Annotated in this window: 20 protein-coding genes; 12 read left to right on the top strand and 8 right to left on the bottom strand. The window is 72.3% G+C overall.

The window, feature by feature from the left end:
- The first annotated feature begins 16 nt into the window (after positions 1 to 16).
- Entirely contained in the window at positions 17 to 1,621 is a 1,605-nt protein-coding gene (locus ABD352_RS35045; protein WP_344616846.1) for a sodium:solute symporter family protein, read from the top strand.
- Positions 1,622 to 1,832: 211 nt separating this feature from the next.
- Here the strand turns inward: ABD352_RS35045 and ABD352_RS35040 are convergent, their stop codons facing one another.
- Both ABD352_RS35040 and ABD352_RS35035 read right to left on the bottom strand, forming a co-directional pair.
- A complete protein-coding gene (locus ABD352_RS35040; protein WP_344616833.1) occupies positions 1,833 to 2,561 on the bottom strand; it encodes an SDR family NAD(P)-dependent oxidoreductase in 729 nt (242 codons plus the stop codon).
- A complete protein-coding gene (locus ABD352_RS35035; RefSeq protein WP_344616832.1) occupies positions 2,558 to 3,163 on the bottom strand; it encodes a VC0807 family protein in 606 nt (201 codons plus the stop codon). Before ABD352_RS35035 ends, ABD352_RS35040 begins: the two co-directional genes overlap by 4 nt.
- A 72-nt stretch (positions 3,164 to 3,235) precedes the next feature.
- Between ABD352_RS35035 and ABD352_RS35030 the strand changes: the two genes are divergently transcribed.
- Entirely contained in the window at positions 3,236 to 4,720 is a 1,485-nt protein-coding gene (locus ABD352_RS35030; protein ID WP_344616831.1) for a nitrilase-related carbon-nitrogen hydrolase, read from the top strand.
- A gap of 136 nt (positions 4,721 to 4,856) precedes the next feature.
- Here ABD352_RS35030 and ABD352_RS35025 read toward each other — a convergent pair whose 3' ends face one another.
- Entirely contained in the window at positions 4,857 to 5,795 is a 939-nt protein-coding gene (locus ABD352_RS35025; RefSeq protein WP_344616830.1) for a serine hydrolase domain-containing protein, read from the bottom strand.
- Positions 5,796 to 5,858: 63 nt separating this feature from the next.
- Here ABD352_RS35025 and ABD352_RS35020 point away from each other — a divergent pair, with 63 nt between their 5' ends.
- The 3 genes from ABD352_RS35020 (at position 5,859) to ABD352_RS35010 (ending at position 9,450) form a co-directional block, all read left to right on the top strand.
- Positions 5,859 to 7,700: a diguanylate cyclase domain-containing protein gene (locus ABD352_RS35020; protein WP_344616829.1), complete on the top strand. Its 1,842-nt coding sequence runs from the start codon at positions 5,859 to 5,861 to the stop codon at positions 7,698 to 7,700.
- 180 nt (positions 7,701 to 7,880) lie between these two features.
- Positions 7,881 to 8,792 carry a phytanoyl-CoA dioxygenase family protein gene (locus ABD352_RS35015; protein WP_344616828.1) on the top strand — a complete coding sequence of 304 codons (912 nt, stop codon included), beginning with the start codon at positions 7,881 to 7,883 and terminating at the stop codon, positions 8,790 to 8,792.
- Positions 8,793 to 8,847: 55 nt separating this feature from the next.
- Positions 8,848 to 9,450 carry a TetR/AcrR family transcriptional regulator gene (locus tag ABD352_RS35010; protein ID WP_344616827.1) on the top strand — a complete coding sequence of 201 codons (603 nt, stop codon included), beginning with the start codon at positions 8,848 to 8,850 and terminating at the stop codon, positions 9,448 to 9,450.
- Between the two features lie 14 nt (positions 9,451 to 9,464).
- On the opposite strand, the gene ABD352_RS35005 is transcribed toward ABD352_RS35010, so the two are convergent.
- The 3 genes from ABD352_RS35005 to ABD352_RS34995 all read right to left on the bottom strand — a co-directional run bounded on the left by ABD352_RS35005 (position 9,465) and on the right by ABD352_RS34995 (position 12,321).
- Positions 9,465 to 10,904 carry an MATE family efflux transporter gene (locus tag ABD352_RS35005; protein WP_344616826.1) on the bottom strand — a complete coding sequence of 480 codons (1,440 nt, stop codon included), beginning with the start codon at positions 10,902 to 10,904 and terminating at the stop codon, positions 9,465 to 9,467.
- A 258-nt stretch (positions 10,905 to 11,162) separates the two neighbouring features.
- Positions 11,163 to 11,609 (bottom strand): MarR family winged helix-turn-helix transcriptional regulator, encoded by a 447-nt coding sequence (locus ABD352_RS35000; RefSeq protein ID WP_344616825.1) that lies wholly within the window; start codon positions 11,607 to 11,609, stop codon positions 11,163 to 11,165.
- Between the two features lie 40 nt (positions 11,610 to 11,649).
- On the bottom strand, positions 11,650 to 12,321 hold the full coding sequence (locus ABD352_RS34995; RefSeq protein WP_344616824.1) for a winged helix-turn-helix transcriptional regulator: 672 nt from the start codon (positions 12,319 to 12,321) through the stop codon (positions 11,650 to 11,652).
- A gap of 47 nt (positions 12,322 to 12,368) precedes the next feature.
- Between ABD352_RS34995 and ABD352_RS34990 the strand changes: the two genes are divergently transcribed.
- The 3 genes from ABD352_RS34990 to ABD352_RS34980 all read left to right on the top strand — a co-directional run bounded on the left by ABD352_RS34990 (position 12,369) and on the right by ABD352_RS34980 (position 14,462).
- A complete protein-coding gene (locus ABD352_RS34990; protein WP_344616823.1) occupies positions 12,369 to 12,854 on the top strand; it encodes a pyridoxamine 5'-phosphate oxidase family protein in 486 nt (161 codons plus the stop codon).
- Entirely contained in the window at positions 12,851 to 13,519 is a 669-nt protein-coding gene (locus ABD352_RS34985; RefSeq protein WP_344616822.1) for an alpha/beta fold hydrolase, read from the top strand. Before ABD352_RS34990 ends, ABD352_RS34985 begins: the two co-directional genes overlap by 4 nt.
- Positions 13,520 to 13,907: 388 nt before the next feature.
- Positions 13,908 to 14,462, top strand: coding sequence for a DUF488 domain-containing protein (locus tag ABD352_RS34980; RefSeq protein WP_344616821.1), 555 nt, complete (start codon positions 13,908 to 13,910; stop codon positions 14,460 to 14,462).
- A 3-nt stretch (positions 14,463 to 14,465) separates the two neighbouring features.
- On the opposite strand, the gene ABD352_RS34975 is transcribed toward ABD352_RS34980, so the two are convergent.
- Positions 14,466 to 15,968, bottom strand: coding sequence for an IMP dehydrogenase (locus ABD352_RS34975; protein WP_344616820.1), 1,503 nt, complete (start codon positions 15,966 to 15,968; stop codon positions 14,466 to 14,468).
- A gap of 229 nt (positions 15,969 to 16,197) precedes the next feature.
- Between ABD352_RS34975 and rox the strand changes: the two genes are divergently transcribed.
- Positions 16,198 to 17,631, top strand: a complete 1,434-nt coding sequence (gene rox / locus ABD352_RS34970; protein ID WP_344616819.1) for a rifampin monooxygenase — start codon at positions 16,198 to 16,200, stop codon at positions 17,629 to 17,631.
- A gap of 32 nt (positions 17,632 to 17,663) precedes the next feature.
- A complete protein-coding gene (locus ABD352_RS34965) occupies positions 17,664 to 18,656 on the top strand; it encodes an acetamidase/formamidase family protein (protein WP_344616818.1) in 993 nt (330 codons plus the stop codon).
- Here ABD352_RS34965 and ABD352_RS34960 read toward each other — a convergent pair.
- Positions 18,646 to 19,428 (bottom strand): hypothetical protein, encoded by a 783-nt coding sequence (locus tag ABD352_RS34960; RefSeq protein ID WP_344616817.1) that lies wholly within the window; start codon positions 19,426 to 19,428, stop codon positions 18,646 to 18,648. The genes ABD352_RS34965 and ABD352_RS34960 overlap by 11 nt on opposite strands.
- Before the next feature lie 214 nt (positions 19,429 to 19,642).
- On the opposite strand from ABD352_RS34960, the gene ABD352_RS34955 reads away from it, so the two are divergent.
- Both ABD352_RS34955 and ABD352_RS34950 read left to right on the top strand, forming a co-directional pair.
- Positions 19,643 to 20,821 (top strand): GH12 family glycosyl hydrolase domain-containing protein, encoded by a 1,179-nt coding sequence (locus tag ABD352_RS34955; protein ID WP_425553789.1) that lies wholly within the window; start codon positions 19,643 to 19,645, stop codon positions 20,819 to 20,821.
- A gap of 604 nt (positions 20,822 to 21,425) precedes the next feature.
- Positions 21,426 to 21,695 (top strand): hypothetical protein (locus ABD352_RS34950; protein ID WP_344616815.1); only part of this gene is annotated, 270 nt, incomplete at its 3' end.

Here is a 21,695-nt window from a genome sequence, read left to right as displayed (position 1 = left end):
GGTCTTCGCCGCCCTGATGGGTGCCATGCTGCTGCTCGGCATCGGCGCCGCGCGCTGGCGCCGGCCGCAGGACATCCACAACCTCGAGGAGTGGGGGGTCGGCGGCCGCGCGTTCGGCAACTGGACCACCTGGTTCCTGCTGGGCGGGAGCATGTACAGCGCCTACACCTTCGTCGCCGTGCCCGCGCTCACGTACGGGGTCGGGGCGATGGGCTTCTTCGCCGTACCGTTCGCGACCATCACGACGCCGCTGTCGTTCATCTTCACCACGCGGGCCTGGTCGGTCGCGCACCGGCACGGGTACGTGACGCCGAGCGAGTTCACCGCGGCCCGGTTCGGCTCACGCGGGCTGGGCGGCCTCGTGGCGGTCACCGGGATCGTGGCCACGATGCCGTACATCGCCGTGCAGCTCAGCTCGCTGCGCGCGGTGCTGCGGGAGGTCGGCATGCCGGGCGAGTGGCCGCTGCTGGCCGCCGTCGCCGTGGTGTCGCTGTGCACGTTCCGCTCCGGCCTGCGGGCGCCCGCGCTGCTGTCCATCGCCAAGGACGTCCTGCTGGGCTGGGTGGTCGTGGCCGCGCTGCTGGTGGTGGCCATGTCCGGCGGCTGGGCCGACACCTTCCGCAAGGCCGGTGAGCACTTCGCCGCCACGCCGTCGAAGACCGACGGGCTGCTCCTCGGCGGCTCGTCCGGGCAGGCCGCCTACATCTCGCTGGTGGTCGGCTCGGCGCTGTCCATCTTCGCCTATCCGCACGCGCTGACCACCATGCTCGCCGCCAAGGACCGGGCGACGGTCCAGCGCAACGCGGCCGCGCTGCCCATCTACTGCGCGGTGCTCGGCCTCATGGCGATGCTCGGGTTCTTCGCCCTCGCCCAGGGCGTCACCCCGGTCGGCCACGATCTCAACACCGTCATGCCGCACCTGTTCCACCGCCTGTTCCCGCCCTGGTCGGCCGGGATCGCCCTGGCCGCGTTCGGCATCGCCGCGCTCATCCCGGCCGCGGTGATGTCGATCGCGGCGGCCAACGCGTTCACCCGCTCCATCTACCGTGCCTTCCTGCGCCCGGCGGCCACCCCCGCCGAGGAGGCCCGGGTCAGCCGGTGGACGTCGCTGGTGGTGAAGCTCGGCGCGGTCGGCTGCATCCTGCTGCTCGACCCGGCGTTCTCGGTCGACCTGCAGCTGATCGGCGGCGTCATCATCCTGCAGACCATCCCCGCCGGGTTCATCGGCCTGGTGACGAACTGGTTCCACCGCCTGGCCCTCATCGCCGGCCTGGCCGCCGGGCTGGGCGTCGGGGTCGCGCTGCTCTACGACATCCCGCAGCTCGGCCCGGGCGGCACCGTCGTGAAGGCCCACTTCGGCGGATCGATGACGACGATCGACGGAATTCCGCTGTACGCCGGGATCGTCGCCCTCCTGGTCAACCTGTTCGTCGCCGTGTTCGGCACGCTGGTCCTGCGGCTGCTGCGGGTGCGCCCCGGCCGCGACGGGACCCGCCCGGACGACTACGACGCCGACGCGGACGACCCGATGGTGAAGCGGCTCGAGGCCCTGCTGGACGGCCTCCCCGGAAGCCCGGCGGGCGTGCACGCCGCCCCGCGCGGCTCGCGCTATCCGCGGTGAGGCTGGGGCGGCGCCGCGCAGGCTCGCGCCATCCGCGGTGAGGCTGGGGCGGCGCCGCGCAGGCTCGCGCTGTCCGCGGTGAAGCTGGGGCGGCGCCGCGCAGGCTCGCGCTATCCGCGGTTGGGGCGGCGCCGCGCAGGCTCGCGCTGTCCGTGCGCCGGATCGGCGTCGCGCACGTCCAGCGCGGCGCCGACCGATACCGCGGACCCGCTCATACCCGGCTCAGTTCCACCGCGGGAAAGTCCACCGGCGTGAACGGCTTTCCGGCCTGCACCACCCACGCGCGGCCGGAGCCCGGCTCGCGGGCCAGGGTCTCGACCGCCTCGGCGACGAGGTCCGGGTCCGCGATGGCGAGCCCCAGCTGCTCGGCGTGCGACCGGAGCTCGTCCAGCAGCGGCGTGTCGATGAGGCCCGGGCAGACCGCGTCGACCGTGACCCCGGAGTCGGCCATCGCCAGGGCCACCGAGCGGACCAGCCCGATGAGGGCGTGCTTGGTCGCGCTGTACACCGGATCGAACGGCGCCGGCGCGACCCCGGCCATGCTGGAGGTCACCACCACGGCCCCGCCGCCGCCCGCCACCAGCGCCGGCAGCGCGGCCCGCAGCCCGAACACGGCCCCGTCGAGGTTCACGGCGACGGCCCGCCGGTAGCCCTCGACATCGAAGTCGTCCGCGGTCAGCGGCGACCCCCCGGCCCCGGCGTTGAGATGCACCACCTCCAGCCGCCCGAGCGCCAAGGCGGCCGCCACCGCGGCGAGGTTGTCCTCCTCGCGGCGCACGTCGGCGCGGACGAACACGCCGCCGACCTCGGCCGCCACCGCCGCCCCGCGCCCCTCGTCCACGTCGGCGACGACCACCGCCGCGCCCGCGCGCGCGAACCGCCGCGCTACCGCGGCGCCGATGCCGCTCGCCCCGCCTGTCACCAGTACGACCCGTGTCATGCTGTCTCCTCCTTGAACGCGTCCTTGCCGGTGCGCCGCACGTAGATCTGGCTGCCGAGCTCGAGGCCGAGGAACACGACCACGTACTGCAGCCCGCTGACGAGCGGCACCCGGTCCACCGGCAGCGTGTAGGCGAGCACCACCCGCACGATCGCGTCGAGCACCAGCCCCACGCCCCAGATCGCCGTGGCCACCCGCATCGTGTGCCGGAACTGCGCCGAGTCCCGCCACGCCGCGTCGGCCCGCTCCCGGATCGCCCCGGCCGTCAGCGCCCGGATCGCCTGCAGGTAGAAGGGCGTCCGCGCCAGCGTGGCCAGCACCCACACCCCACCGGCCGCGGTGAGCCAGCCGTCCTTCGCCAGCAGCAACCGCGGGCTACCGGTCACGAACGAGACCCCGACGCTGAGCAGCAGCACGGCGAGCGTGAACGCCCCGAGCGCGTCCACCCGCCGCTTGCGCGCCAGCCCCCAGACGGCCACGACGGCGGGCGGCACGGCGCCGAGCGTCAGCGCCCACCATTGCCCGACCCCGCCCGCCCGCAGCCCGTAGAAGATGCCGACCGGCGCCGCCACGTTGATGAACAGATTCCATATGACCCGCATGTACCTCAGGCTGCGCCGCCATCCACGCTGATCACATCGACCCGGGGTTAGAACCGCCTCCACCCTGGGTTGGTGCGTCGTCCGGCGCCATGCGCTGCCGTCCGGGGCTTCGCGTATCGGTTCGCACCGATACCATCAACGTCCATGTCCACTTGGGTCGAGATCGGACAGGTCGCCGCGTGTGTGGCGGTCACCGCGACATCTGGTTGGCTGTTTCGGCTGGGTGCAGGGCTCCGGCCGGTTGCGATCGCTGCCTGGGCGGCGCCGCTGCCGTTGCTCGTGCTCGCACCGAGAGTGCCGTGGTTCGCAGCGGTCGGCGTGGCCGCCGGTGCCTGGCTCATCGGCCAGCTCGGGCTCTGGTCGTACTACACCCGTGACGTGGAAGTTCCCCGTCTCCTGGCGGCGGTGCGGTTCGCCGGTGGCTGCGTGGGCGTAGCGGCCATCGTGGCGCTTGCGCGGGCGTACCTCGTCGGCGGTCACCTGGCGCTGGCCGCGCTGGCCCCGCCCGTGGCGTGGGTGGCGATGGAGTTCCTGGTGGGGCTCCGATCCCCGCATGGCGCGTGGTGGAGTGTGGCATATTCGCAGGCGGACGTCCCGGCCGTCACGCAGGTGGCCTCGCTGACCGGGATCTGGGGCGTAACAGCCTTGCTCGCGCTGCCGTCCAGCGTCGCCGCCGCGGTGACGGCGCCGGCGGGCACGGGCGGCGAACGGGTGGCGGTGCTCCTCGCCGCCGCGGCGATAGTCGCCGCACTCGCGGGGTACGCCCTCCGGCGCCGCCGGCGTGCCGCGCTCGGCGAGCAGGTGCACGTCGGCCTGGCCGCGGTCGAGCAGTCCGGTGGGCCGGTGCGAATCGACTCGCCGGAAGGCGCGGCGCTGATGTCGCAGTACGTCGAGAAGGTGCGTCTGCTCGCCGGCCGCGGGGCGAATGTCATCGTGTTGCCCGAGGTGATATTTACCGCCGACGAAGTCCGGATGGCCGACCAGCTGCAGCCTCTCGCACGGGCGGCGGCCGACCTCTGCGTGGACGTCGTGGTGGGCGTGGCCCGCCTGAGCGAGACCGCGCCGGCGAACATCGCGGCGGTCCTCGGCGCCGGCGGAGACCCGCCGAGCGTGTATCAGAAACACCACCTCATACCGGGGTTGGAGGCCGCCTACCGCCCGGGTCGCGACCTGCGGTACCTGCCCGGCGACCGGCGCCTGGGCGTGCTCATCTGCAAGGATCTCGACTTCCCCGCGCTGGTCCGCGCCTACCGGCGTGGCGGGGCGCAGCTGCTGCTCGCTCCGGCGTGGGACTTCGTGAGTGACGGTTGGTTGCACAGCCGCATGGCGGTAGTGCGAGGCGTGGAGTCGGGCGTCGCGGTGGCGCGGGTTGCCCGCAGCGGCCGGGCCACGGTAAGCGACGCGTTCGGCCGGATCGTCATCGAGGCCGACACCACGAAGGGCGCGGCAGTCGATGCCACGGTTCCACTCGCCGCGACCACGACCGTCTACAGTCGACTCGGAGACTGGTTCGGTTGGTGCTGCGTGGCACTCACCGCCCTGATCCTGGTGGCCTGAGCCGATCCGCCCCGCGGCGCGGAACTTCGTCGACGTGGTCTGACAGCTCCGAACCGCACTGCCGCAAGGCCGCGCGGGCGAGCGAACTGGGCAGAGATCACCCGTCCGCTCTCCCATCAGCAGGCCACTCCGCCCGCTAACCGTCCAGAATGGACTCCAGGACGGTCAGCGGGGTGCGCCACTGGTCCGGGTCGTCGTAGTTGCCGGCGGTGACGGCGACGACGAGCTTGCGGGTGGGGACGACGTAGAGGCGCTGGCCGCCGTTGCCCGCCCCGGCGTAGATGTCGTGGCCGGCGACGTGCTCGATGTACCACTGGTAGCCGTAACCGGCGCCCCAGTCGGTCTTCAGGCGGGGCCGCAGCATCGCGTCGATCCACTGGGCCGGGACGAGCGACGCGCCGCGGGCCAGCACCACCTCCCCGACGCGGGCCAGGTCGCGCGGGGCCAGGCGCAGGCCGGAGGCGGCCGAGGCGACGCCGTCGGCGCCGGTCAGCCAGTCGAAGGCGGGGATGCCGAGCGGGGCGAAGAGGGTCTCGCGGGCGAAGTCCGGCAGGGTGCGGCCGGTGCCGTCGGCGATGAGCTTGCCGAGCAGGGCGGTGGCGCCGCCGCAGTAGGCCCAGTGGGTGCCCGGCGGGCGCTCGATCGGGCGCTCCAGCACGTAGCGGTAGCGGTCCTCCGCGAGCTCCATGGCGATCTCGGCGTTGGCCGGGCTGTTGTACGGCAGGTCCTCCCGCCACTCCAGGCCCAGCGACATGGTCAGCGCGTGGCCGACGGTCAGCGCGGCCCGGGCCGGGTCGGCGGCCAGGTCCGGGTACTGCGGGAAGTACCGCAGCAGCGGCTCGGCCGGGTCGGGCACCCGGCCGCCGGCCAGCGCGATGCCGTACAGCAGCGCCGTGACGCTCTTGGTGACCGAGCGGATGTCGTGCCGCGTGTCCGGGCCGAACCGCACGTGGCCCAGCGCGTCGCCCCACGAGTGGTCCTCACCCGAGCCGTAGTGTTCCCGGATCAGCTCGCCGTCCCGGACGACCACGACCGCGTGCAGGCCCGGAAGTTCGTCCCACGATGTCCCCGTCATGTGACATGAGTACCAGGTTTTTCCCGGTCTCAGGTCCCCGGCAGAACGGTCGATGTACACGGCGTGAGCACAGCCCCAGCCGCCACCGGCGTGCTGTTGCGCGACCCGGTGCTGCGCGCGCTGCTCGTCCTCGCCGCCGCGTGCGCGGTGTGGTACCTCATGCCCGGCGACGGCGGGGCCGCCAAGCTCGCGCTGTTCTGGCCGATCCAGGTGCTCCTCGACGTCGTGTTCGCGGTGATGTCGGCCCGGATGAGCGCACTGCCCGGGGTGTCCGGCTCGACCCGGCGGTTCTGGCGGCTCATCGCGTCCGGCGCGGTGCTGTTCACGGTGGCCGACGCGGTGCAGGGCGCGCAGACGTTCGCCACCCCGGTCGCCGGCATGGTGCAGGGCTCGGCGCTGCAGTCGGCGCTGGTGACGCTGGGCTCGCTGGTCTGCCTGCTCGCCATGGTGCTGCACCCGACCCGCACGGCCGGGCGGGAGCGGCTGCGGTTCGTGCTGGACGCGGGCGCGGTGCTCGTCGCGACCTCGGTGTTCGTGTGGTACCTCTCCCCCGCCGTCGACCCGCACCAGAGCCCGGCCACGCTGCTGCTGCCGCTGGCCTCCGCCGGGGCGAGCCTGGCCGGGGCGTTCGGCCTGGTCAAGCTGATCCTCGGGCGGAACATGCCGTTCACCCCGATCGCCGGGTGGAGCGCCGGCGTGGCCGGGGTGCTCGTCGGGCTCAGCACCGGGCTGACCCCCGAGCTGGTGCAAGTGGCCCGGCCCGAGGTCGCGATGCTCTCGCGGCTGGTGCCGTGCGTACTGCTGGCCGCGGTACCGCGGATCAACGAGGTGGGGCTGCGGGCCGACCCCGACATCCTGGTCCGGCGCCGGGCGCGGCCGTTCAGCCTGATCCCGTACGCCGGCGTGGCCGCCGCCGTCGCGCTGCTGGTCGTGGCGCTGGCCGAGGTCCGGCTCGGCGCCCGCGAGTGGGGCGTGGTGGCCGGCGTCGTGCTGGCCACCGCCATCGTGTTGTCCCGGCAGCTCATCGCGTTCACCGACAACGCCCGGCTGCTCGGCGCGGTGGACCGCAGCCTGCGGGCCCTCGCGGAGCAGGAGGAACGGTTCCGGGCGCTGGTCCAGCACTCCTCCGACGTCACCGTCATCGCCGGGCCGGACCACGTGGTCGCCTACGCGAGCCCGGCGGTCGAGCGGGCGCTCGGCGTGCCGGTCGCCGCGGTCGTCGGCCGGCCGGTCGAGGAGCTGGCCGTGCCCGAGGAGCGCGACGGGCTGCGGGCGCGGATGGCCGGCGTGCTGGAGCAGCCCGGGACCAGCACCACGCTGCGGCTACGGGTGCGCCACGCCGACGGCACGGTGCGCTGGCTGTCCGCGGTGGCCACGAACCTCGCCCACGTGCCGGGCATCCGCGGCGTGGTCTACAACGCGCACGACATCACCGAGGTGGTCGCGTTCCAGGAGCGGCTGCGGCACGAGGCGACGCACGACGCGCTGACCGGCCTGGCCAACCGGGCGCTGTTCGCCGAGCGGCTGGCGGCGGCCGGCGCCACGGCGGCGATCCTCATCATCGACCTCGACGGGTTCAAGGCGGTCAACGACACGCACGGCCACCACGCCGGCGACGCGCTCCTGCGGGCGGTCGCGGACCGGCTGCGCGACTGCCTGCGGCCCGTGGACACGGCGGCCCGCCTCGGCGGCGACGAGTTCGCCGTGCTGCTGCCGGGGGCCGGCGCGGCCGAGGCGGCGGACGCGGTGCGGTCCGTGCAGGCGGCCTTCGCCGAACCGGTGCGGATCGAGGCGACGATCGTGTCGATCCGGGCCAGCATCGGCGTCGCGCACGGCTCGCCGGACCGGGCCGACGAGCTGCTGCGCGAGGCCGACACGGCGATGTACGCCGTCAAACACGGCTGACCGGACCGAAGCGCACGGCCGGGCGTTCGCCGGATGGCGGGGGTGACCGTTCGGGCCAGTGCGAGGGTTGACCGTACAGCCGGAATCCTGGTGAAACGACGGGTAGCCGACAGTGCCGGGCTACCGTGACCAGGACCGAATCCCTAGGCTCTGCGTCGTCGTCATCCTGGGAGGTACCGCATGGCCGTCTACGTGGACCCGCCGGCTTCGGCGGAGGAGATCCGGCAGAAGCTCTACGACGGTCACCTGCTCGTGATGACGCAGCTGCCCTCCGTGGCCAAGCTGGTCGAGTACGCCCGGGAGCAGCTCACCGAGCTGTTCGCGCCGCACGACCCGGAGCACGCCCACGAGTTCATCGAGCCCGAGGAGATGGCCCGGCTACTCGGCCCGTGGAAGCCGCGCTTCATCCACAGCGACCGGTCCAAGGCCCTCGTGCGCAGCATCATCGAGGAGATCGGCTTCAAGGCGTCCGAGACCCACTTCGACGTGCCGAAGCCGCGCACCTCGTTCCCGGTCGGCCACCTGACGACCGGCGTCGCCTTCGCGTTCCCGTGGCACCGCGACGTGTGGTACTCCGCCCCGAACCAGCAGCTGAACTGGTGGCTGCCGGTGTTCCCGGTGCGCGAGACCAACGCGATGTCCTTCGACCTGGACCGGTTCAACGCCCCGGTGGACAACAACTCCGGCGACTTCGACTACTACCGCAACAACATCGGCCGGCTCACCACCGCGGCCTCGGTGAAGACCGAAGCCCAGGTGCGCCCGGGCGCGTACGAGCACAACCCGCCGAACGAGCTCGTCGCGCTGCCCGCGCCGGGCCAGGTGCTGATGTTCTCGGGCGCCCACCTGCACCGCTCGACCCCGAACACCTCTGGCCTGGCCCGCTACAGCATCGACTTCCGGACCGTGCACGTGCCGGACGTGCTGGCCCGGCGCGGCGCTCCGCTCGCCGACACGTACTGCACCGGCACCGCGATCCGCGACTTCGTCAACGTCGCCGACGAGTCCCGCTTCGACGAGGAGACGGTGGTCTCGATCTACGGCGCCCCGCCGGCCGACGCCATGCTGGTCTTCGAGGCGCCGAAGGCGTAGCACCCCGATCGATATCGTTTGACGGAGTGAGTCCTCACTCCGTAGCGTTGGCGGCATGACAGAACCCCGCCGCCGCGCCCCGGGCATGGACCCCGAGCAGCGCCGCGAAATGATCCTGCAGACCGCGCTGCCGCTGGTCGCCGAGCACGGCGCCGCGGTCACCACGGCCCAGATCGCCCGGGCCGCCGGCATCGGCGAGGCCACGGTCTTCCGTGTCTTCGCCGACAAGGACGAGCTCATCCAGGCCGTCATCGTGCGCGCCCTCGACCCGGCGCACGTGCTGCGCGAGCTCGGCTCGATCTCGCTCGACCAGCCCCTGCCCGACCGGCTCGTCGAGGCCGCCGAGGCGCTCCAGGCCCACCTCGGCCGGATCGGCTCGGTGATCGGCGCCCTGCACGCGTCCGGCCACCAGCGCCGCCGGCCGAACCCGGAGGAGGCCCGCGCCGCCGGCCTGGACCGCAACGCCTCCCAGGAGGCGACGAAGGCGGCCGTCGCCGAGCTCTTCGAGCCCGAGGCGGACCGGCTGCGGCTGCCGGTCGCCACGGCCACGGACGTGTTCCTGGGCTTCATGTTCAGCCGCGGCCGGCACCTCGGCCCGGAGATCGACGCCGCCGACCTCGTCGACGTCTTCCTGCACGGCGCGCTCAAGGAAGCCTGACCCCGCACCAGGGGTCAGCCCTGCTCGAGCACCTCGTCGGCGCGCTCCGGGCTGCCCTCGGCGAGGCCGCCGTCGATCGCGCGGCGGGACGCGAGCCACATCGCGACCCCGACGAGGAACACGATGCACTCGGTGACGGTCAGCGCCCACATGATGCCGCCCAGCCCGAACCAGAGCCTCCCGAGGATCACGATCGGGATGAACAGGACGCCCTGGGCCGTCGACATCACCATCGCCGGCACCGACCGCCCCGTCGCCTGGAACAGCGACGTGATCAGGCCCGTGAAGCCGTTCACGATCATCGCCACGAGCTGGGCCACGAGGATCGTGACGCCGATGCCGAAGAGCGAGCGGTCCGCCAGGAACGCGGAGAGCACCTGGTCGCGGAAGAGGAACACCGCCGCGGAGAAGATCAGCACGATGCCGCCGACCGTGGTCGCAGAGCCACGCAACGCCGCGGTGAGGCGGCCGCGGTCGCCCTTGCCGTACGCGTACGCCAGCAGCGGCAGCACGCCGATCGTGACGCCCATGACCAAAAACTCCGGCACCTGCGCGATGCGGACCGCCACGCCCATGGCCGCGAGCGGGCCGTCCCCGTAGCCGGCCGCGAGGTTGTTGAGGACGAGGGTGGTGACGATCATGAAGGCGGACTGGAGCAGCTCGCCGGAGCCCACGCCGAAGACGGGCTTGAGCACGGCGGGCGACAGCGTGAACCAGCGCGGCGCGAGGCTCACGTGCTCGCTGTGCCGCTGCAGCCAGAAGACGAAGTACCCGACGGTGACGAGGTTCGCGAGGCCGGTCGCCAGCGCCGCCCCGGCGACGCCCCAGCGCAGGACGAGGATGAACAGCACGTCGAACCCGAGGTTCGCGACCGTGGAGGCGATGAGGCCGATCATCGCCTGGCGCGCGGCGCCCTCCGCCCGCACCAGCTGCTCGAGGCAGAAGGCCGCGGCGAGCACGGGTACGAAGGCGAGCATGACGGCGACGTAGGACCTCGTCGCGGGCACGGCGGCGGCATCCGCCCCGAGCAGTGCCACGAGCGGGTGCAGCAGGAGCAGCCCGGCGCCGCCGAACACGGCCCCGGCGAGCACCGAGCCCCACACGGCGAACGACGAGACGCGCTTGATCTCGCCGGCCCTCGCGGGCTCGTGCTCCGCCGCGCCGAGCAGCCGCGAGATGAGCGCGCCGCCGCCGACGCCGAACACACCGCCGACCGCCATGACGAGGCCGAGCAGCGGCGTGCCGAACGTGATCGCGGCGAGGAGCGCGGTGTTGTGCAGCGAGCCGATGAAGCCGGCGTTGATGACGTTGTAGACGGCGCCGACGATCATCGCGGCGGCCATCGGCACGCAGAGGTGCACGAGCGCGCGGGCGATCGGCGCGGCGGAGAGGTACCAGCGGTTGGTGCCGACGGCGTCGGCCTTCGCGGGCGATTCGAGGGTCGTGGTGCTCATGGCTGCTCCCTTCCGGGCAGGTTCGAGTGCCGCGGCGGCCAACGGCGGCGCGGCAAGGCTTTCGGGCACGTTGGAGCACGCGCCGGTGGACATCAGCGCGGCAGGGCCGGGTTGGAGCGCGCGCCGCTGGACGTCGGCGCGGTGAGGCTGTCGGGCCGGTTGGAGCACACGCCGATGGACATCGGCGCGGTGAGGCTTTCGGGCACGTTGGAGCGCTCGCCGCCGGAGGTCAGCGCGGCGAGGCGATGTTCCGAGCGGTTACGACCGCGTCGGTTGCGGCAGTACCGCCGTGATCTTCGTCAGCAGGGCGTGCAGTGCGGCCCGCTCGGCCTCGTCCAGCGGGGCGAGGATCGTCTCGTCGGTGGCCGCCATCGCGGTGTCGAACCCGGCGATGAGCTCGGCGCCGTCCGGCGTCGCGTAGACGCGTTTGCTGCGCTCGTCGCCGCCCTCCGTGCGGCGCTCGACGAGGCCGCGGCGCTCGAGCCCCTGCACGAGGCTGGAGACGCTCGCCGCGCTCGTGCGGGTCATCTGCGCGATGTCGCGCTGGATCGCACCGGGGCTGCGGACCAGGTAGCCGAGTACGAAGGCCTGCTCGTGGCTGAGCTCGCGGGCCCGGATCCAGTCCTCGCCGGCCTTGCGCTGAGCCCACCCGATCCAGCGGATCAGGTCGAGGGTTCCGGTGAACGTGGGTTCCGATGCGTCCATGGTTAGAACTCTAAACGTTAGGGTTCTAACCGTCAAGGATCTAACTGGTTGCCGCCGCGGTGCCGTACGGTTCGGGGCGCGGGAAGAGGGCCACCAGGCGGCCGGCCAAGGCGCGGTTGCCGCGGACCGCGATCCGGTCGGACCGTTCCGCGGCACTCAGGGACCCGCCGGCGAAGATGAGCTCGCGCCAGGTCGCCGCCGTGGTCTCGAACGTGACCTCCGGCGCGGCGGCCGGGCCGCGGGCGATGGTGATGGCGCCGTCCTCGATGGCAACGCTCAGCTCGTCGCCGTCGAGGACCAGCCCGAAGCGGGTGCGCAGGGCGCCGGCGGCGGCGTGGTCAAAGGTGGTGCGCATGGCCAGGGCCAGGGCGTCCACGCTCAGCTCGGCGGAGCCGGTCGGTCGCGGCGTGCGGCTGCCCCAGCGGGCCAGGGCCACCACCGCCGGCTCCAGCTCGCGGGCCTGGTCGGTCAGCTCGTAGACCCACGCATTGGCGGGTGGCCCGAGGTACCGCCGCCGGAGCAACCCGTGCTCCTCCAGCTCCACCAGGCGGCCGGTGAGCATGCTCTGACTCGCGCCCGGCAGGCCCTTGCGCAGCTGGGAGAAGCGCTTGGGGCCGAGCAGCAGCTCGCGGATGACCAGCATCGCCCAGCGCTCCCCCACGAGGCTGAGCGCCCTGGCCAGGCCGCAGGGGTCGTCATAAGTGCGCGCCACGCCGACCATGGTACCAATACAGCACTCTGTGGTACTAAAATCGCACCATGACTGTTCATCCCCAGGGATCGCTCGAACTGCTCGGCCACGAGGTCGCGAGGAGGCTGCTCGGCTCGGCCGAGCTGGCCCGGCTCGCGTACGTGGCGAAGGACGGCACGCCGCGCCTAACGCCGATGATGTTCCACTGGACGGGCGAGGAGCTCGTGATGTCCACGTTCGGCGGCGCGAGCAAGATCGCCGCGCTGCGCGCCCGGCCGGCCGTGGCCGTGACCATCGACGTGCCGGGGCCGCCGCCGCAGGTACTGCTGCTACGGGGCGACGCCGAGCTGACCGACGTCGACGGGATCGTGCCGGAGTACCGGCTGGCACACGCGCGGTACTACGGGCCGGAACAGGGCGCGGCCAACGTCGCCGCGGTCGAGCGCCCGGGCACGACCATGGTCCGCATCGCGCTGCGCCCGTCGTGGGTCGGCGTGCTCGACTTCGAGCAGCGGCTCCCGTCGGCCCTCGCCGCCGTGGCGGGTGCGGCATGACGTTCGTGCTCGTACCCGGCGCGGGCGGCAGCGCGTGGACCTGGCACCGGGTCGTCCCGCGCCTGCGCGACCTCGGCCACGACGCGATCGCGGTCGACCTGCCGGCCGCGGACGAGTCGGCCGGCCTGACGGAGTACGCCGACGCCATCGTCGAGGCCGCCGCCGGCCACGACGACATCGTGCTGGTCGCGCACTCCCTGGCCGGCTTCAGCGCGCCGCTGGCCTGCGACCGCCTCCCCGTGTCGGAGCTGGTGCTCGTCAACGCGATGATCCCGGCCCCCGGCGAGACCGCCGGCGACTGGTGGGCCAACACGGGCCAGGAGCGGGCCCGCCGCGAGCAGGACGCGCGCGAGGGCCGCGACCCCGACGCCGAGCTCGACCTGCGGGTCTACTTCTTCCACGACGTGCCGCCGGACATCACCGAGGAGGCGATGCGCACCGAGCAGCGCCAGGCCGAGCGGATCTTCACCCAGCCGTGGCCGCTGCCCGCCTGGCCGGACGTGCCCACCCGCGTGCTGACCGCGCAGCAAGAGCGCTTCTTCCCGGCCGGCTTCCAGGCCGCCGTCGCCCGGCAGCGGCTCGGCCTGACCCCGGAGCCGCTCCCCGGCGGCCACCTGGTCGCGCTGAGCCACCCCGACGAGCTGGTCGCCCGCCTGCTTGGGTAGCACCGTGTGTACCGCACCAGCCTCGCGCCCGGCCCCGGCGCATCGACAGCGGTCCTGAGCGGGCCGAACGGCCCGCCACCGCCGCACCGCCGGGAACCGAATCCTTGCCGGAAACGCTCATCCCGGGATCGCTCCCCCGGGCAGCTACGAACTGGCCATCGAGCTCTACCCGCCGAACAACGTCGGCAAGGTCGGGGCGCTGACCGACCGGTCGTGCGGGTCGATCCAGGTCGGCTGAATCGCGGGTCGTCGTCGTGCGGGCCGCCGACCTGGGCGGCCCGGGCGAGCATCTTCTGGCCGGGGCCGGCCCCGCCGTGCTGACCCTCCGTATCGGCCGCAACCGTCCGACCGAGGTGTCTGCGGACGCCGGGCGGGTAGGGTGGCCGCGGTGGACGGCGGAGCGGTGCGGGTCTGCACGATCGGCCACGGTGCGCGACCGATCGAGGCGTTTCTCGCGATCCTGGCCGAGGCCGGGGTGGACCGGCTCGTCGACGTGCGGCGGTTTCCCGGGTCGCGGCGGCATCCGCAGTACGGCAAAGAGGCGCTCGCCGACGCCGTGAGCGGGGCGGGCCTGCGGTACACCTGGCAGGGTGAGACCCTCGGCGGGCGGCGGCATTCGCGGCCGGGCTCGCGGCACACGGCGCTGCGCAACGCGGCCTTCGCCGCCTATGCGGACCACATGGACACGCCGGTGTTCCGCGCCGCGATCGACGAGCTGATCGGCGCGGCCGCGGGCGAGCTGCCGGCCGTGCTCTGCGCCGAGACGCTGTGGTGGCACTGCCACCGCATGCTCATCGCCGATGCGCTCGTGATGCGCGGGGCCGTGGTCGAGCATCTGCTGGACGTCGGTGTCCGCCAGCCGCACCGGCTCACCGAGGGGGTTCGCCGGGGCGACGACGGCTGGCCGGTGTACGACGCCCAGGCGACGCTGCCGGGACTCTGACGGCTATTGGCCGCCGCCGCTGGAGCCGCTGCGCAGCCGGACCTCGGCGCCGTTCTGCGCGTAGCTCTGCTGCGAGACCTGCACGAGGACCGCGTCGCGGTGGAAGTCCGGCAGGCTGGTGGCGCCGCAGCTGACCATGGTGGCGCGCAGTTTCGCGGTGGTACGCGCGACGTTGGCGTACAGGCTGCCGGCGTAGGGGACGTACCCGTCAACGCCCTCCTCGAACGGCAGCTCGGTTTCGCCCTGGTCGTAGCGGGCGACGTTGCGGGCCCGCTGGGAGCCTTCGCCCCAGTACTCCTTGAAGAGCTGCCCGTCGAGGTTGACGAGGTTGGACGGGCTTTCGTCGAAGCGGGCGAAGTACCGGCCGAGCATGATGAAGTCGGCGCCGAGGGCTAGGGCGATGGCCATGTGGTAGTCGGCGAGCAGGCCGCCGTCGCAGCAGATCGGCACGTACACGCCGGTTTCCGCGGCGTAGCGGTCGCGCTCGGCGACGACGTCGATGAGCGCCGAGGCTTGGCCGCGGCCGATGCCCTTCTGGTCGCGGGTGATGCAGATCGACCCGCCGCCGATGCCGACCTTGACGAACGCGGCGCCCGCGTCGGCGAGGTAGCGAAACGCCCGGCCGTCCACGACGTTGCCGGCGCCGACCGGGATGATCCCGCCGAGCTCTTCGACGGCGTACCGCAACGTCTTGTGCTGCCAGACGGAGTAGCCGTCGGAGGAGTCGATGCACAGCACGTCCGCGCCGGCCTCGATCAGGGCGGGGATACGGTCGCGGTAGTCGCGGGTGTTGATTCCGGCGCCGATCCGGAACCGCTTGTCGGTGTCGATGGACTCGTTGCGGAACTGCTTGTGCAGCTCGTAGTCGCGGCGCAGCACGATCGAGGCGAGCCGCCCGTCGTCGGTGACGATCGGGAGCAGATCGAGCCGGCGGTCCCAGATCAGGGTGTTCGCGTCCGGCAGCGAGATCGTGGGTGGCGCGGTGACGAGCGTGCCCGCCGGGCGCATGCGGGACTCGACCGTGTCGTTGAGGTCGTGCCGCTGCGGGTGGAAGTCGCTGGTGGCGATCAGTCCGACGAAGACACCGGTGGGGGTGCCGTCGTCGGTGACGACGGCGATGTCGCGCTCGGCGGCCTTCAGCAGCCGGCTGACCTCGCCGAGCGTCGCGGTGGGCTTGGTGTTGATGTCGGAGTGGCGGAAGCCGGCCTTGTGCCGCTTGACGGCGCCGACCATCGCCGCCTGCTCGCCGATGGGCTGGTTCTGGTGGGCGAAGCTCAGTCCGCCGGTCTGGGCGAGGGCGATCGCGAGGCGGGGCGAGGAGACCGCCTGCATGATCGCGCTGACGAGCGGGACCGCGATCCGCAGCGGGGATGCCTCCGCGACGGGGTGCCGGACGATCGAGGCGGACAGGTCGACGACGTCGGGTGTGCAGTCCTCGGTGGTGAGGTTCGGCACGAGCAGGTACTCGTTGAGGGTGCGGGAAACCTCGGAGAGGATGACGGCCACGCGGTGCTCCTCAGACACTCCGCCACTGCGGGCTAGCTGGCTGGCTGGAATGCAGCCATACGCTACCAGGGCATTCGATGCGCCGCGCCGGGGCCCGCAGGGCCGGGGAAACCAAACGTATTCCCCGCCATATTAAACATATATCACAATGGGGGCCTTGCGGCAAGACCCGGGTGAGGCCGCAGAATCGTCCGCCGAAGCCGAAACAGCCGAGGAAATAGGGCGGTTCATGTACGACGTCATCATTGCCGGGGCGGGTCCGACCGGGCTCATGCTGGCCGGTGAGCTGCGGCTGCACGGGGTGCGGGTGCTGGTATTGGAGAAGGAAGCGCAGCCGGCGCCATTCGTGCGGGCGCTCGGATTGCACGTGCGCAGCATCGAGGTGATGGACCAGCGCGGATTGTTGGAGCGATTCCTGGAGCTCGGCACGCAGTACAGGATGGGCGGTTTCTTCGCGGCCATCGAAAGGCCCTGGCCGGACAGTCTCGACACCGCGCACGGCTATGTGCTCGGCATCCCGCAGACCACCACGGACCGCCTGCTGGCCGAGCACGCCGCCGCGTCGGGGGCCGAGATCCTGCGCGGGTGCGAGGTCGTCGGCCTGGAGCAGGACGACGACGGGGTGACCGTTTCGCTGGGCGGCGGGGAGCGGGCGCGGGCGCGGTACCTCGTCGGCTGCGACGGCGGGCGCAGCACCGTGCGCAAGCTGCTCGGCGTCGCCTTCCCCGGCGAGCCGACGCGGGTCCAGACGCTGCTGGGCGAGATGGCGGCGACCGCCGCGCCGGAGGAGATCCACGCGGTGATGAGCGAGGTGCGCAAGACGCAGAAGCGGTTCGGCGTCGGGCCGGTCGGCGAGGGCCGCTACCGCGTGGTCGTGCCGGCCGACGGCGTGGTCGAGGACCGTTCGACCCCGCCGACCTTGCAGGAGTTCCGCACACAGCTGCGGGCGTACGCCGGCACCGACTTCGGCGTGCACTCGCCGCGCTGGTTGTCGCGCTTCGGCGACGCCACGCGGCAGGCCGAGCGGTACCGGGTCGGGCGGGTGCTGCTGGCCGGCGACGCGGCGCACATCCACCCGCCGACCGGCGGGCAGGGACTCAACCTCGGCATCCAGGACGCGTTCAACCTGGGCTGGAAGCTGGCCGCCGAGGTCAGCGGCTGGGCGCCCGAGGGCCTGCTCGACACCTACCAGGACGAGCGGCACCCGGTCGCGACCGACGTGCTGGACAACACCCGCGCGCAGATGCTGCTGATGTCCGACGGCGCCGGTCCGCAGGCGATGCGCCGGCTGCTGACCGAGCTGATGCGGTTCGACGAGGTGAACCGGTACCTCATGGAACGCATCGTCGCGACCGGGATCCGCTACGACTTCGGCGAGGGCCACGAGCTGCTCGGCCGCCGGTTGCGCGACATCCAGCTGGAGCGCGGGCGGCTGTACGGGCTGATGCACGGCGGGCGGGGGCTGCTGGTCGACCAGACCGGCCGGCTCTCGGTCGCCGGGTGGGCGGACCGGGTCGACCACGTCGTGGACACCAGCGCGGAGTTGGAGGCTCCCGCGGTACTGCTGCGCCCGGACGGCCACGTGGCCTGGGCCGGCGACGATCAGCGGGGTCTGGCCGAGCAGCTGCCCCGGTGGTTCGGCGCGCTCGCCGGCGCGGTATGAACACTGCAGGCTGACGAACGGGAGCACCACCGATGGACTGGAACCCAGACGCCGACGCAGACCCGGCGACCCTCGTGTACACCTTCGGCGGGGCGGCCCCGGTCGCCTCCCTCGCACCGGGCACGGTGCTGTCCACGTGGACGCGGGACTGTTTCGGCGGCCGGGTCCGGTCCGCATCGGACGTGCCCAGCCAGGTGTGCGATCCGCGGTACCTCAACCCGCAGACCGGCCCGTTCTACGTGGACGGCGCCGAGCCGGGCGACACGCTGGTCGTGCACTTCCGCAGCATCGAGCCGCGGCACGGCTGGGGCGTCAGCACCACCGCGCCGTTCTTCGGCGCGCTCACCGCCACCGGGCTGACCGCGATGCTGCACGAGCCGCTGGCCGAGCGCACCTGGTTCTACGAGCTGGACCTGGGCGAGCGGCTGGTGCGGTACCGCGCGCTGGACTCCGCCTTCGAGGCCGACCTCCCGCTGGATCCGATGCACGGCACGGTGGGCGTCGCGCCGCCGCTGGGCGAGGTGCGGTCCTCGCTCACGCCCGGCAGCTGGGGCGGCAACATGGACACCCCGGAAATGCGCGCCGGCACCACCTGCTACCTCGGCGTCAACGTGGAGGGCGCGCTGTTCAGCCTCGGCGACGGGCACGCCCGCCAGGGCGAGGGCGAGACGTGCGGGGTCGCGGTCGAGTGCGCGATGGACACCGTGGTCGTCGTCGACCTCATCAAGGGCGTGCCGACGCCGTGGCCGAGGCTGGAGGACGACGCGTACATCATGACGACCGGCTCAGCCCGGCCGCTCGAGGACGCCTTCCGCATCGCGCACACGGAGCTGGTGCGGTGGGTCGCCGAGCTGGCCGGGCTGTCCACACTGGACGCCTACCAGCTGGTGTCGCAGGCCGCCCTGACGCCCGTCGCCAACGTGGTCGACACCAACTACACGGTCGTGGCGAAGTTCCCGAAGGCGCTGCTGCGCGGGGCCGTCGTCATGGGCGGCGCGCACCAGCGCCTTCGGATCACGCGTTGAAGAACTTGTAGAGCGACGCCGGCGCGGGATAGGCCCCGGCCGGCTTGGTGATCGGCTGGATCGCGCCGAAGTTGGTGAACTCGGCCTCGGCGCTGATCGACGGGTCGATGCCGGTGCCGTCGAGCTTCAGGGTCTTGAGCCTGCCCTGCTCGTCGACGGCGGCGGCGAACGGCACGCTCTTGGCCTTGTCGCCGATCTTCTGCAGCAGCTCGGCGTCCGCCGAGAACAGGTTGTTGGCAACGCTCACGTCGAGCTTGCCCTCGAAGTGGCCGGCGTCGGTCTTCACCACGTCGGTGGCGGCCTGGAGCATCGGGACCAGGGAAAGACCCGGGCTCCCCGCGTCGTCGATCGGCAGCGAGGTCTTGTCCTCGATCTTCGACTGGTCGACCAGCATCCACTTGCCCTTGGTGATGCCCAGCGCCTTGTTCCCGGCCGTGCCGAAGTCGCCCTTGAACCACACGTTCGGGGCGATCACGAGGTATGCGATCGAGACTTTCTGGCCCTGCACCTTGGTGGTCGCCTCGAGCTGCATGGCCTTGGCCGTGCCGTCGAATCTGCCGGTGCCGGCCAGGCCGTCCTGGTTGATGGTCAGGTCGAACGATGTGGTGTCGAGCGCCTTGACCGCGCTCACCAGGGTGTCCTTCGGGCTCGGCGCCGCCGAGCTGGCCACGACCGGCGGGGCGGTGCCCGCCGCGTCCGGATCCGCGGTGCCGCAGGCCGCCGTACCGGCCATCGCCAACGCGACGGCGAGCAGCGCACGCAGGTGCTTCATTGATTCCTCCCGGGATTGACCGACGCAGGGTACCGGCATCGGGCTTGTCCCGTGGCCCCGTGGAACTTTCGCGGCCCGGGCGCGGACGCCGCCGCAGGCGGCACGGGAGACGGCCGTCCCGGGACATTTCGAAATGCATGGATGCGCTGCTGGGCGCGGGCTAGCCTGCCGGGGTCCGACCGGGCACCGCCAAGCCCTCCCGAGGAGTTCTATGCTGACACGTTTCCGCGTGCTGCTGACCGCCGTGGCGACCACCGCCGCCGCCGTGGCCGTCGGTCTCGCCTCCACCCCGAGCGCGCACGCCGACACCGCGATCTGCGACAAGTACGGCTCGACGGCCATCGCCGGCGGGAAGTACATCGTCCAGAACAACAACTGGGGCGACGACACCACCCAGTGCATCAACGTCACCGGCAGCGGCTTCACGCTGACCCGCTCCGACCACAACAAGCCGACCAACGGGGCCCCGGGGTCGTACCCGTCCATCTACGCCGGATGCCACTACGGCAACTGCAGCAGCGGCTCCGGCCTGCCGATGCAGACGTCCAACGCGGCGTTCCAGAACGTCAACACCAGCGTGTCGATGAGCTTCGCCGGCGGGCAGTGGGACGCGGCGTACGACATCTGGTTCGACCCGACCGCGCGCACCGACGGCCAGAACACCGGCGCCGAGCTCATGGTCTGGCTCAACCACGCCGGCGCGCCGCAGCCGGTCGGCGGCCGCGTCGCCACGGTCAACATCGCCGGGGGCACCTGGGACGTGTGGTTCGGCAACATCGGCTGGAACGTCGTGTCGTACGTGCGCACCGCCGGCACGGGCAACATCTCCTTCGCGGTCCGCGACTTCTACAACGACATGCTGTCCCGCGGGTACGCGCAGAACAGCTGGTACCTCACCAGCGTCCAGGCCGGCTTCGAGCCCTGGCAGGGCGGCGCGGGCCTGGCCGTGACCAACTTCAGCTACAGCACCACCGGCAACGGCGGTGGCGGCGGCAACGCCCAGACCATCGTGGGCCAGGGCTCCGGCCGCTGCGTCGACGTGGACGCCCAGGGCACCGCCGACGGCACCAAGGTCCAGCTGTGGGACTGCAACGGCAGCGGCGCCCAGAAGTGGGTCCGCACCGGCAACACGTTCGTCAACCCGCAGTCGGGCAAGTGCCTCGACGTGCGCGGCCAGGGCACCGCCAACGGCACCCAGGTCTGGCTGTGGACCTGCCTGAACAACGCCGCCCAGCAGTGGGTCGTCAACTCGAACGGCACCATCGTCAACCCGAACTCGGGCAAGTGCCTGGACGCCACGGGCCGCGGCACCGCCAACGGCACCGTCCTGCAGATCTGGGACTGCTACGGCGGTGGCGGCACCCAGTCCAACCAGGTCTGGTCGCTGCACTGACGCTGCTCGGGTCCCGCACCGGTCCTTCCGGTGCGGGACCCTCGCCCTATTGGTCACTCGTTGCGGTACGCGGCGGCCGGCGTCGCTCCCGTTCGGCCGATTCCGCGGCCCGGTTCACTGCTCAACGGGTCCTTTTGCTCCCGCCATCCCGACACGCTGCGCAACCGGAGCAACCTCATCCGGTGGCGGGGGAAGTCATGAGCGTGCCCGTGCGTCGATTCGAACGTTGCCGATAGTGATCGGGGTCGCGTGATACGCGCGGCACCATTTACCCTCGGCCGCGTACGCATCCGGCGGCTCGTCGACGTGCCGCGAGTGACTGTACGTGAACTGGGGGCCTTACAGCGTGGAGAACGACGGCGGCGGGAACATCAACCCTCCCGAGCGATTCAGTGCCTCAGGGCGAGCATCGGTCGGACGTGCCTCGATCCCGAACCCGCCGAGCGCCGGGTCAGTCGGGCGCGCATCCGTGGGGAGTGCATCCGTTGGTAGCGCCTCTGTGGGCAGCGCGTCCGTGGGTAGCGCGTCCGTGGGTAGCGCATCCGTGGGGAGCGCATCCGTGGGGAGCGCATCCGTGGGTAGCGCATCCGTGGGGAGCGCCTCTGTGGGGCGGGCCGTGGTTGGCGGCGGCTCTGCAGGGGAACCGGTCGAGAAGCCGGGCAAGGGCAAGCCCACACCGAGCGCGAAGGCGAAGAAGCGCCGCCGGCGCAATATCCTCATCGCCTCGATCGCGGCGTTCATCATGCTCGCTGGTATCGGCATCGTCGGTGGCACGTACTACTTCGACCAGGTCGCGCTGCCCGATGACATCACGGTGAACCAGTCGACGACGATCTACTACTCCGACGGGGTCACGCCGATGGGTCGCATCGGT

Origin of the sequence: Dactylosporangium salmoneum, assembly GCF_039532525.1 — a bacterium.
Taxonomy (GTDB): Bacteria; Actinomycetota; Actinomycetes; order Mycobacteriales; family Micromonosporaceae; genus Dactylosporangium; species Dactylosporangium salmoneum.
Note: the sequence above shows the minus strand (reverse complement) of the source record. Positions and strands in the feature narration are given on the sequence as shown.

Bases quoted from the DNA above. Each gene is read 5' to 3' on its own strand.
- ABD352_RS35045 (WP_344616846.1), top strand. From the start codon at position 17: ATGGGTGCCATGCTGCTGCTCGGCATCGGCGCCGCGCGCTGGCGCCGG.
- ABD352_RS35040 (WP_344616833.1), bottom strand. From the start codon at position 2,561: ATGACACGGGTCGTACTGGTGACAGGCGGGGCGAGCGGCATCGGCGCC.
- ABD352_RS35035 (WP_344616832.1), bottom strand. From the start codon at position 3,163: ATGCGGGTCATATGGAATCTGTTCATCAACGTGGCGGCGCCGGTCGGC.
- ABD352_RS35025 (WP_344616830.1), bottom strand. From the start codon at position 5,795: ATGACGGGGACATCGTGGGACGAACTTCCGGGCCTGCACGCGGTCGTG.
- ABD352_RS35015 (WP_344616828.1), top strand. From the start codon at position 7,881: ATGGCCGTCTACGTGGACCCGCCGGCTTCGGCGGAGGAGATCCGGCAG.
- ABD352_RS35010 (WP_344616827.1), top strand. From the start codon at position 8,848: ATGACAGAACCCCGCCGCCGCGCCCCGGGCATGGACCCCGAGCAGCGC.
- ABD352_RS35005 (WP_344616826.1), bottom strand. From the start codon at position 10,904: ATGAGCACCACGACCCTCGAATCGCCCGCGAAGGCCGACGCCGTCGGC.
- ABD352_RS35000 (WP_344616825.1), bottom strand. From the start codon at position 11,609: ATGGACGCATCGGAACCCACGTTCACCGGAACCCTCGACCTGATCCGC.
- ABD352_RS34990 (WP_344616823.1), top strand. From the start codon at position 12,369: ATGACTGTTCATCCCCAGGGATCGCTCGAACTGCTCGGCCACGAGGTC.
- ABD352_RS34985 (WP_344616822.1), top strand. From the start codon at position 12,851: ATGACGTTCGTGCTCGTACCCGGCGCGGGCGGCAGCGCGTGGACCTGG.
- rox (WP_344616819.1), top strand. From the start codon at position 16,198: ATGTACGACGTCATCATTGCCGGGGCGGGTCCGACCGGGCTCATGCTG.
- ABD352_RS34965 (WP_344616818.1), top strand. From the start codon at position 17,664: ATGGACTGGAACCCAGACGCCGACGCAGACCCGGCGACCCTCGTGTAC.
- ABD352_RS34960 (WP_344616817.1), bottom strand. From the start codon at position 19,428: ATGAAGCACCTGCGTGCGCTGCTCGCCGTCGCGTTGGCGATGGCCGGT.